At 73.1% G+C, this 10803-nt stretch carries 9 protein-coding genes; 6 read left to right on the top strand and 3 right to left on the bottom strand.

Annotated features, from left to right (window positions below; translation table 11 throughout):
- Nucleotides 1-106 precede the first annotated feature (106 nt).
- The 3 genes from ACI79E_RS22155 to ACI79E_RS22145 form a co-directional block, all read right to left on the bottom strand.
- A complete protein-coding gene (locus ACI79E_RS22155) occupies nucleotides 107-1663 on the bottom strand; it encodes an AMP-binding protein (RefSeq protein WP_456934742.1) in 1557 nt (518 codons plus the stop codon).
- Nucleotides 1664-1713: 50 nt separating this feature from the next.
- Nucleotides 1714-3198 carry an MFS transporter gene (locus tag ACI79E_RS22150; RefSeq protein ID WP_456934741.1) on the bottom strand — a complete coding sequence of 495 codons (1485 nt, stop codon included), beginning with the start codon at nucleotides 3196-3198 and terminating at the stop codon, nucleotides 1714-1716.
- Between the two features lie 115 nt (nucleotides 3199-3313).
- Nucleotides 3314-4117: an alpha/beta fold hydrolase gene (locus ACI79E_RS22145; RefSeq protein WP_456934740.1), complete on the bottom strand. Its 804-nt coding sequence runs from the start codon at nucleotides 4115-4117 to the stop codon at nucleotides 3314-3316.
- 504 nt (nucleotides 4118-4621) lie between these two features.
- On the opposite strand from ACI79E_RS22145, the gene ACI79E_RS22140 reads away from it, so the two are divergent.
- The 6 genes from ACI79E_RS22140 (at nucleotide 4622) to ACI79E_RS22115 (ending at nucleotide 10674) form a co-directional block, all read left to right on the top strand.
- Entirely contained in the window at nucleotides 4622-5566 is a 945-nt protein-coding gene (locus ACI79E_RS22140; protein ID WP_456934739.1) for an ABC transporter permease, read from the top strand.
- Nucleotides 5563-6537, top strand: a complete 975-nt coding sequence (locus ACI79E_RS22135) for an ABC transporter permease (protein WP_456934738.1) — start codon at nucleotides 5563-5565, stop codon at nucleotides 6535-6537. Before ACI79E_RS22140 ends, ACI79E_RS22135 begins: the two co-directional genes overlap by 4 nt.
- Before the next feature lie 28 nt (nucleotides 6538-6565).
- Entirely contained in the window at nucleotides 6566-7591 is a 1026-nt protein-coding gene (locus ACI79E_RS22130) for an ABC transporter ATP-binding protein (protein ID WP_456934737.1), read from the top strand.
- 68 nt (nucleotides 7592-7659) lie between these two features.
- Nucleotides 7660-8703: an ABC transporter ATP-binding protein gene (locus ACI79E_RS22125; RefSeq protein WP_456934736.1), complete on the top strand. Its 1044-nt coding sequence runs from the start codon at nucleotides 7660-7662 to the stop codon at nucleotides 8701-8703.
- A gap of 10 nt (nucleotides 8704-8713) precedes the next feature.
- Nucleotides 8714-9754, top strand: coding sequence for a zinc-dependent alcohol dehydrogenase (locus tag ACI79E_RS22120; RefSeq protein WP_456934735.1), 1041 nt, complete (start codon nucleotides 8714-8716; stop codon nucleotides 9752-9754).
- Nucleotides 9755-9876: 122 nt separating this feature from the next.
- Nucleotides 9877-10674: an SDR family NAD(P)-dependent oxidoreductase gene (locus ACI79E_RS22115; protein WP_456934734.1), complete on the top strand. Its 798-nt coding sequence runs from the start codon at nucleotides 9877-9879 to the stop codon at nucleotides 10672-10674.
- The last annotated feature ends 129 nt before the right edge of the window (nucleotides 10675-10803 follow it).

Here is a 10803-nt window from a genome sequence, read left to right as displayed (position 1 = left end):
CCCCCCCGGCCCGCGGAACGCCCACCCCCCGCCGGAGTTTGGCCACGCCGCCACACCCCCCCCGGGCCGGGGGCCCCCCCCCGCCCGCCAGGGCGGTGGCGGCGCGTCAGCGGCGGCCCAGGGCCTCGTCCCGGAGGCGGAACTTCTGGACCTTGCCGGTCGAGGTCTTCGGCAGCGGACCGAACACCACGGCCTTCGGTGCCTTGAAGCGGGCCAGCCGCCCACGGACGTGCTCGATGATCTCCGCCTCGGTGACCGCCGCGTTCCCGTGCAGGGTCACGTAGGCGACCGGCACCTCGCCCCAGCGTTCGTCCGGGGCGGCGACGACCGCGACCTCCAGGACGGCGGGGTGCTCGGCGATGGCCTGCTCGACCTCCACGCTGGCGATGTTCTCCCCGCCGGAGATGATGACGTCCTTGCTGCGGTCGCGCAGTTCCACGTAGCCGTCGGGGTGGACGACGCCGAGGTCGCCGGTGCGGAACCAGCCGTCCGGCACCGCCTTCCGGGTGGCCTCCTCGTCCTTGAGGTAGCCCAGCATCACGTTGTTGCCGCGCAGGGCGATCTCCCCGACCGAGACGCCGTCGGCGGGGACGTCCTGCCCGTCGGAGCCGACCACACGGGCGGTGCAGGAGATCATGTTCCCGACGCCCTGCCGGGCGCGCAGCCGGGCCTTGGCCTGCTGGTCCAGGTCGTTCCACTCCGGGCGCCAGTCGCAGATCATCGCCGGGCCGAACGTCTCGGTCAGCCCGTAGAGGTGGGTGACCTCGAACCCCAGCTCCTCCATCCGGCGCAGGATCGCCGGGCTCGGCGGCGCTCCCCCGGTGGCGACCCGGACCGGGGTGGCCACCGGGGCCGCCTCCTCGGCGTAGGCGAGCATCGACAGCACCGTCGGGGCGCCCTCCAGGTGGGTGACGCCCTCGGCGCGGATCAGCCGCCACACCTCGGCCGGGTCGACCTTCGGCAGGCAGACGTGCGTGGCGCCGGCCGCGGTGACCGCCCACGGGAAGCACCAGCCGTTGCAGTGGAACATCGGCAGCGTCCACAGGTGCACCGCCGACGGCGACAGCTGCGTGTGCGCCACCATCGCCAGGGCCTGCAGGTACGCGCCCCGGTGGTGGTACATCACGCCCTTGGGCCGCCCGGTCGTGCCCGAGGTGTAGTTGATCGACAGCAGCGACCGCTCGTCGTCCGGCCGCAGGGCCAGGGGAGCGGCCCCGGCGAGCAGCTCCTCGTACTGGCTGCCGGCCCGGATCCGGCGCGGCGGGTCCGCGATCTGCGCCAGCGCCGCGTCGACCACCTCGTCGAACGCCGGGTCGTGCACCAGGACGGCGGACTCCGAGTGCTCCAGGATGTAGGCGATCTCCCCGGCCGAGAGGCGGGTGTTGATCGCGACCAGGGGGACCCCCGCCCAGGGCACGCCGAAGTTCGTCTCGAGCAGCACGTGGGTGTTGGGCGCCAGGACCGCCACGGGCCGCCCCTGTGCGAGGGGAGCCAGGGCGCCGGCCAGCCGCTGGGCCCGGTCGTGCAGCTCGGTGTAGGTCCAGCGCTGGTCGCCGTCGACCACCGCCACGCGCTCCCCGTGCGCCGCGGCTGCCCGGTCCAGGTAGGAGACGGGCGTCAGCGGCTCGAAGGAGAGGGCGTCCAGGTCCGCCGTCGTCGTCATTCGTTGCCTTCCTCGGTCGCGGCCGCGCGCACCCGGTGCGCGGCCGGTGGTCACGGCAGGGGCGCTGCGGGCGGCCGGGCCAGGAGTACGTCCTCGTCGTTGCGGGGCGGTCCCGCCAGCCGGCGCGGGAGCACGATGGCGGCCAGGACGGCGCCGGCCAGGGCGACACCGGCCACCACGAGGAGGGCGAACCGCTGGCCCGCGAGCGCGCTCCCGGTCAGGCTCCCACCGCCGGCCACGGACCGCTGGGTGGCGATGGTCGTGAGGACGGCGACGATCGCGATGGACAGGGTGCCGCCCAGGGCCTGGGTGCTGTTGAGGGCTCCCGCGCCGACCCCGTGCCGGTGGCCCGGGATGCCCGACAGCGCCGTCACCGTGCACGTCACGTTGATCGCCCCGCTGCCGAGGCCGAGGAGCAGGAAGGGCACCAGCAGGCCGGCGGCGTAGCCGGTGGAGTCGTCGAGCGCGAGTGCGAGGAGACCGGCCCCCGCCGCGCACAGGGCGAGCCCGGCGGGGACGAGCAGTCGCGGGCCGAACCGGTGGGTGTTGTGGGAGACCAGGCGCGCGGTGATGGCCACCGTGGCGGCCCACGGCACGAAGGCGAACCCCGCGCGCAGTGCCGACCACCCGAGCGTCTCCTGCATGAACAGCGAGCTGGTGTAGTACGCGCCGATGCCGACGCCGGCGGTCAGCAGGACGAACAGGAACGCGAAGGAGGTGCGGTGCCGGAAGATGCCCAGGGGGAGCAGGGGGTCGGCGCCCCGGGCCTGGGACAGCGCGAACAACCCGACCAGGACCGCGGCGGCCGCCAGGGTGAGCCAGGTCCACACCTCGGGCCCGTACACCTGCAGCTGGGTCAGCCCGAGGATGAGCGCCGCCACCCCGAGGGTGACCAGCAGGCCGCCCACCGCGTCGAGCCGGTGGCGGTGCTCGGGCCGGATGGCCGGGACGACGAAGAACGCCACCACGAAGGCCACCAGGCACACCGGCACGTTGACGAGGAAGACCCAGCGCCAGCCACCGGTGTCGGTGAGGACGCCACCGATCACGTTGCCCAGCGTCGCGCCGAAGGCACCGATCGCCGCCCACATGCCCAGCGCCGCGCTGCGTTCCCGCGGCGCCACGAAGACCGTCGTCAGCAGGGACATCGCCGCGGGCGAGGCCATGGCCGCGCCGATGCCGGCGAACGCGCGCGCCGCGATCAACAGCCCGGCGTCCGAGGCGATCGCGCACAGCAGCGAGCCCAGCGTGAAGACGAACAGGCCGGCGAGGAACAGCCGCCGCCGGCCGAACACGTCGGCGCTGCGTCCGCCGAACAGGAGCAGGCAGCCGAAGGTCAGGCTGAAGGCGGTCAGCACCCACTGGAGCTGGGCCGGCGTCAGGTCGAGGTCGGCGCGGATGGCCGGGAGCGAGACGACGACGACCGTGCCGCCGACCAGCAGGATGAACTGCACGCTGCACATGAGGGCGAGGAACAGCCCCCGGTGCCTGACCTCCGGAACGGCCGGCGCGGCGTGCCCCGTCTCGACGGTCACTGGCCTCGCCACGGCTCAGCTCTCCCGGCGCGCAGGGGTCGTGCGGGCCGGCGGCTGGGCGGTCACCGTGCCGTGCGGCATCGCGTGCGCCCGGGGCGGCCGGCCCCGGACGGGGTCACGCGGCCTTCCCGGTCAGGTACGCGGTGATGGCGGCGAGGGTGTCGTCCGGGTACTCCAGGACCATGCCGTGGCCGCCGCGCGGCAGGACCTGCAGCGTCGCGGTCGGGATGAGCTCGGCGATCTCGACCGACTGCGACACCGGCGTCAGCACGTCCTCCGCGCCGGTGAGCACCAGCGTGGGCGTGCGCACCGACGGCAGGTCCGGCCGGGAGTCGTAGACGCGCAGCCCGGCCGCCTGGGCCTCGAAGCCGGCCAGTGTGGTCGGGTGCGGGTCGAGCCGGGACAGCTCCGCCTGCGCGGTCACCGCTGCGTGGTCGCTCACCAGCCGCGGGGTGAACCCCCACGGCATGCCGGTGATGGCGATCGAGACCGGGTCCGCGCCGCTGCGCCGCAGGGCGAGCCCGGTGTCGAGCCAGGCGTGCTGGACGGCGGTGTAGGAGGGGAACGCGTTGAGCAGCACCGCCTTGGACAGCACGTCGCCGTGGCGGATGAGCATCGACTGGAGCACCGAGCCGCCGAGGGACCAGCCCACCGCCGCCACCGGACCCAGGCCGAGGAACTCCACCAGCGCCGCCGTGTCGTCGGCGAGGTCGTCGATCGCGTACGGGCCCGGCGGCACCTCGGTCTGCCCGGTGCCCCGGTTGTCGACCGTGATGACGGTGAAGCTCTCGCGGAGGCGGGGCGCAGCGGCGGTCCAGGCGATCGAGCTGGAGCCCAGGCCGGCGATGAGCAGCAGGGGAGGGCCGTCGCCGCTGACCTCGTAGTGCATCGAGATCCCGTTGACCGTCGTGGTCGACATCGAGGTCCGCTCCTCTCACGGGGTCCCCGAGGGGCCCGTCGATCCGCGTGTAGGGGGTCGCAGGCACGGCGGACCGCCGGCGTGCGAGGCCGGGCGGTGCCACCGCCCCAGGGGTTCCGCGTCCTCGGTGGGCCAGCGATCCCGCGCTGACCACCGAGGCGTCGTGGGGCCAACTGTCGAGCGGGGCACAGAGACGATCAATGGGGAGTGACCCACATCCCACCGGGTTTCAGGTGGGCATCGCTCCACACTGTCGGCCGTCCGAGGGCCGGCGGTCATCGTTCCCGGGTCGATTTCCGACGAAAGCGGAACGGGCCGTTGCGACGCGAGTCACAGACCGCCTAACGTCCGTGGCCGTCGTCACACCCCTGGGTCGTGTCGACACCTCCTGGCTGAGACGCCGGGGCAGGTCCGATCCCGCGGACCCGGAGGGCGCGGTGCGCCGTCCGAGGCCTCGCGACGCGATCAGCCGCCCGTTACTTCCGACGATGGGGTGGTGGATCTGTGCTGAGATTCCTGCTGCTACGGGTGTTGACCACCATTCCGGTCCTGGTGCTCGTGACCTTCGTGGTGTTCGGCCTGGTACTGCTGATCCCGGGCGACCCGGCGGTCACGATCGCCGGGCCGGACGCCACGGTCGAGCAGGTCGCGGCGATCCGCGAACGACTGGGGCTGGACCGACCACTGCTCGTCCAGTACTGGGACTGGGTGACCAGTGCCATGGCCGGGGACCTGGGCACGTCGCTGTACACCAGCCGGGCCGTGGCCACCTCGATCGGTGACGCCCTGCCCGTCTCGATCGCGCTCGCCGGCGCGGCGCTGCTCATCTCGCTGGTGATCGCGGTGCCGACGGCCATCGTCTCCGCACTGCGACGCGGCACCTGGATCGACCGGGTGGCCACGCTGGGCTCCTCGCTGGGCATCGCGCTGCCGTCGTTCTGGCTGGGCCTGGTCTTCGTGCTCATCTTCAGCCTCACCCTGGGTTGGCTCCCGGCGACCGGGTACGTCCCGTTCGCGCAGGACCCGGTGGGCTGGCTGACCCACCTGGTCCTCCCGGCGCTGACGCTCGGGATCGCCGGCGCCGCGGAGAGCACCCGGCAGCTGCGCGGCTCGATCATCGGCGTCCTGCAGCAGGACTACATCCGCACGGCGCGGGCCAAGGGCCTGCGCGGCCGGATGGTCGTGGGCAAGCACGTCATGAAGAACGCGAGCGTCCCGCTGGTGACCGTGCTCGGGCTGCAGATCACCGCACTGCTCGGCGGGGCGGTGCTGGTGGAGCAGGTCTTCGGCGTCCCCGGTCTCGGCCAGGTGGCGATCGCCGCGGTGACCACGCGGGACATCCCGGTCATCCAGGGCATCGTGCTCATCGCCGTCCTGGTGGCCGTGGTCTGCAACCTGCTCGTCGACCTCGTTTACGGCTATCTCAACCCGAAGGTGCGGCCACGATGACCCAGTCCCAGACCGGCCCGACGACCTCCGAGCTGTCCGTGGCCCCCGGTTCCCCTGCCGCGGCCGGCCTCCCCGCCGGCACCGACGTGGCCGCGGTGTCACACCCGACGGTCCGCCACCGCGGCGGCGCCTGGTCCAACTTCCGACGGCGGGTGGCCAAGAACACCGGCGCGGTCATCGCGCTCGGCGTCCTGGGCGTGCTCGTGCTCATCGCCGTGATCGCCCCGTGGATCACCCCGGCGGACCCCAACCAGCAGGACCTGCGCAGCGTCCTGCTGCCGCCCTTCAGCGACGGGTACCTGCTGGGCAGCGACCAGCTGGGCCGGGACATCCTGAGCCGGCTGATCGTGGGCACCCGGGTGTCGCTGCTGGCGATCGTGCTGGCGCTGGCCGTCGCCATGGTCATCGGCGTCCCCGCGGGGTTCCTCTCCGGGTTCCTCGGTGGGCGCTTCGACATGATCGTGATGCGGCTCAACGACGCGGCGATGAGCTTCCCGCCGCTGCTGCTGGCGATCGCCCTGGTCGGCGTGCTCGGCCCGAGCCTGCGCAACGCGATGATCGCCGTCGGCATCCTGCTGGCGCCGCGGTTCCTGCGGCTGGTCCGCGGTGTGGTGATCGGGCTGAAGGAGGAGACCTTCGTCGAGGCCTCCCGCAGCATCGGGACGCGCACGCGCACGATCATCGTGCGGCACATCCTGCCGAACACGCTGTCCCCGCTGACCGTGGCGATCGCGGTGACGGCCGGCTACGCGATGTTGTCCGAGGCGGGCCTGAGCTTCCTCGGGCTCGGCGTCCAGCCGCCCGACGCGAGCTGGGGCTCGATGATCCGCGAGGGCTTCCTCTACTTCGGTCGCGCCCCGTGGCTCGGCCTCTTCCCGGGCGTGCTGATCGCCCTGACCGTCTTCACCTTCGTGACCCTGGGCGACGGCCTCCGCGACGCCCTGGGCCGTGAAGAGCGCACCGAGTCCTGATCACCGGAGCACAGGAAGGACTGGGCACATGACTCGAACACTGCCGGTGGCCAGGACGGCGGCCACCACGACACTGGAGGTGGAGGACCTCGTCGTCGAGGTCCTCACCGAGAACGGCTGGGCCACGGTCGTCGACGGCGTCTCCTTCACCCTCGGCCGGGGCGAGACCCTGGGCATCGTCGGGGAGTCCGGGTCGGGCAAGAGCGTCACCTGCCTGGCCATCGCCGGCCTGATGCCGCCGCGGCAGACCCGGGTCCGTGCCGGGACGCTGCGGCTGCTGGGCCAGGACCTCACCGCGCTCGACCAGCGCCAGATGGCCGACATCCGCGGGCCGAAGATCGCCATGATCTTCCAGGAGCCGATGAGCAGCCTGAACCCCGCCTTCACCGTCGGCGACCAGATCGCCGAGGTGCTCCGCCGGCACGAGGGGCTGTCGCGGAAGGCGTCGAAGGCCCGGGCCATCGAGCTGCTCGACCGGGTCGGCGTCCCGAACCCCGCCCGGCGGTTCGGCCAGTACCCGTTCGAGTTCTCCGGCGGGATGCGGCAGCGGGTGATGATCGCCATCGCCCTGGCGTGCACGCCGGACATCATCATCGCCGACGAGCCGACCACGGCCCTCGACGTGACCGTGCAGGCGCAGATCCTCGAGCTGCTGCGCGAGATCCAGCGCGAGCACGGGATGTCGGTCATCTTCATCACCCACGACCTCGGGGTCGTCGCCGACGTCTGCGACCGGGTGCTGGTCATGTACGCGGGGCAGATCGTCGAGGGCGCGCCGCTGGACGAGCTGTTCGAGAACCCGCAGCACCCGTACATGGAGGGCCTGCTGGCGGCGATGCCCCGGATGGACCAGGTCACCGAGGCGCTGGTCAGCATCCCCGGGCACCCGCCGCAGGTGGGCGCGTTCCCGAGCGGTTGCCGCTTCCACCCGCGCTGCTCCTACGTGCGGGACCAGTGCACCGACGGGCACGCGCCCGAGCTGGAACAGGTCGGCCCCACCCACACCACCCGGTGCCTGCGGCACCCCGAGCTGACCCTGCGGGGGACCACATGACCGAGCTGCCGAGGTCGGGCGAGGGCACCGGACCGCAGGGCGTGGCGACGAGGCTGCCAGGAGGAGACGTGGCCAGAGTCGAGCCGCTGTTGGACGTCCGGGACCTGCAGGTCACCTTCTCGCCGCGGAAGAAGATGTTCCGCGAGCGGGTGGAGCTGCGCGCCGTGGACGGCGTGAGCTTCCAGCTGTACCCGGGGGAGACGGTGGGCCTGGTCGGCGAGTCCGGCTGCGGCAAGTCCACCACCGCCCGCGGGCTGATGCGTCTCGTCGAGCCCAGTGGCGGCTCGGTGAAGCTGGCCGGACAGGAGCTGCTGGGCCTGCCGGCGAACAAGCTGCGCAAGGCGCGCAAGGACATCCAGATGGTCTTCCAGGACCCCTACTCGTCCCTGGACCCGTCCATGCTGGTCCTGGACTCGATCGCCGAGCCGATCGACGTGCACCTGGACCTCACCCGGGCCCAGACGGTGGAGCGGGTCGGGATGCTGCTCCAGCGGGTGGGGCTGCCCCCGGAGTACATGTACCGCTACCCGCACGAGTTCTCCGGCGGCCAGCGCCAGCGCATCACCATCGCCCGCGCGATCGCGGCGGACCCGAAGATCCTCGTCCTCGACGAGGCCGTCAGCGCGCTGGACGTCTCCACCCAGAACCAGGTCATCGACCTGCTGGAGGACCTCTCCCGGGACAGCGACCTGACCTACCTGTTCATCGCCCACGACCTGTCGGTGGTCCGCCACATCTCCGACCGGGTCGCGGTCATGTACCTCGGGCAGATCGTCGAGCACGGCGACGTCGACCGGGTCTTCGACGCCCCGGCGCACCCGTACACCGAGGCGCTGCTGTCGGCGGTCCCGCTGCCCTCACCCAAGCTGCAGCGCAGCCGGGAGCGGATCGTGCTCGCCGGTGACCCGCCCGACCCCTCCAAGGTGCCGCCGGGCTGTCGCTTCCACACCCGGTGCAAGTACGTGATGGACATCTGCCGGACGGTCGTCCCGCTGCCCACCCCGACCATCGGCTCCGGCGCCGTCGCCTGCCACCTGCACACCACCGGGCCGCAGCTGGCGGGGGCGTCGGTCCGGGAACTGACCACGCCGCACGCCGCGGCCGTGAGCTGAGGAGGCCGGCGTGAGATCAGCACGGTGGAAGGGCATCCGCACCATCTCCCTGGACGAGGTCCCCGACCCCCGGCCCGGCCCCTCCGACGTCGTCCTCGACGTCCAGGCCTGCGGGATCTGCGGCTCCGACGTGCACGCCTACGCCGAGGGCGCGTGGATCACCGAGGGCGCGCCGATGGGCCACGAGTTCGCCGGGACGGTCAGCGGGGTGGGCACCGAGGTGGCGGGGCTCGGCGTCGGCGACCGGGTGGCGGTGATCCCGATGGGCCCCTGCGGCGTGTGCCCGCAGTGCTCGGCCGGGCACCCCAACCTGTGCGCCGACCTGAGCAACAGTGCCCGGGGTGGGCTCAGCGACCGGGTCCTGGTACCCCGCGCGGCGCTCGGCCGGCAGCTGTACCGGATGCCGGACTCGCTCTCCTTCGAGGAGGGGGCCTTCCTCGAGCCGCTGTCGGTGGCGACGCGGGCGGTGCGGTCGGCCGCCCCCGACCTCGACGGCCCCATCCTGGTCACCGGGCTGGGCTCGATCGGCCAGTGCGTCCTGCGGGTGCTGCAGGCGTACGGCGCCACGGACGTCCTGGGGGTGGACGTGTCCCCGCCCCGGCTGGCCGTCGCGGCGGCGACCGGGGCCGCGGTGCTCGACTCCCGCTCCGAGGACCTCCGCCAGCACGTCCTCGACCGCTGGGGGACGACGGTCTCCCCGTACCAGCAGGGCGGCTCCGTCGGCACCGTCTTCGAGTGCTCGGGAGCGCTGCCCGTGCTCGACGTCCTGCCCGAGCTGACCGCCCCGGCCGGCACCATCTCGATCGCCGGCCTCACCAGCTCGACGCCGCGGGTGGACCTCAACACGGTCGCCCAGAAGGAACTGCGGCTGCTGGGCAGCTTCGCCTACACGCCACCGGACTCGGCCGAGGCCTTCCGGCTGCTCGCCGAGGGTGAGGTGCAGGTGGCGCCGCTGGTCTCCCACCGCGTGCCCCTGAGCCGGGTGGAGGAGGCGTTCGAGACCCAGCACGCCGTGGACGGCTCGGTCAAGGTCGTCGTCGTCGCCGACTGAGCGGTACCCACACCGCACCACCGGTCGCCGGACCTCCCGGTGACCGTCGCGCCCGCGCGCCCGGTCCCGGGGACTCCCGTGGCCGCGCGCGGCCACACCCGCACCACGGGAGAGGAGTCCAGATGGGCACAGCACTGGCAGGCAAGGTCGCGGTCATCACCGGCGGGGCCAGCGGCATCGGACAGGCCGCCGCGGAGCGGTTCGCCGAGGAGGGCGCCGACATCGTCATCGGCGACATCGGCCCGGGGGACGAGACCTTGCGGCTGGTGGAGAAGGCCGGCCGCCGCGCGGTCTACGTGCGCACCGACACCACGGTGGAGGCCGACTGCGACGGTCTCGTCGCCGCCGCGGTGGCCGAGTTCGGCCGGGTGGACGTCGGCGTCGCGTCGGCGGGCATCGCCACGGCCACCGGTCCCAGCAACGTGCAGACCCGGGTGGCGGAGAAGGACGCGACCCACGTGGTGAACCTGGACGTGGCGGCGTTCCAGCGGGTCCTGGACGTCAACGTCACCGGCCTGATGATGACCGGCCGCGCGCTGGCCCGGCAGATGCTGGCCCAGGGCACCGGCGGCTCGATCGTCAACATCGCCTCGAGCGCGGCCAGGATCCCGCTCGCCGGCGCCTCGCCCTACTGCGTCTCCAAGGCCGGGGCGTGGATGCTCACCAAGGTGATGGCCCTGGAGCTCGCGACCACGGGCATCCGGGTCAACGCGGTGGGCCCGGGCTACACGGCCACGCCGATGATCGGTGGCATCGAGCAGAACCAGGCCGCCTACGACCTGGCCATGAGCATCACCCCGATGAACCGCCTCGGCACGCCGGCCGAGATCGCGGCGGCCTGCCTGTTCCTGGCGTCGTCGGAGTCCTCCTTCGTGACCGGTCAGATGATCCACCCGGCCGGCGGTCAGTTCACCGGCTGACAGACCCCACCAGCACGCACCCGGACGCGGGGGGGGGGGGGGGGGGGGGGGGGGGCGCGCGGCCCGGCGGGGCCGGGGGCTGCGGCGGTGTTGTGGCCCGGGCGCAGGCGCACGGCTTTGGATCTCAAC

The sequence above is a fragment of the Geodermatophilus sp. SYSU D00079 genome, assembly GCF_054050635.1.
Note: the sequence above shows the minus strand (reverse complement) of the source record. Positions and strands in the feature narration are given on the sequence as shown.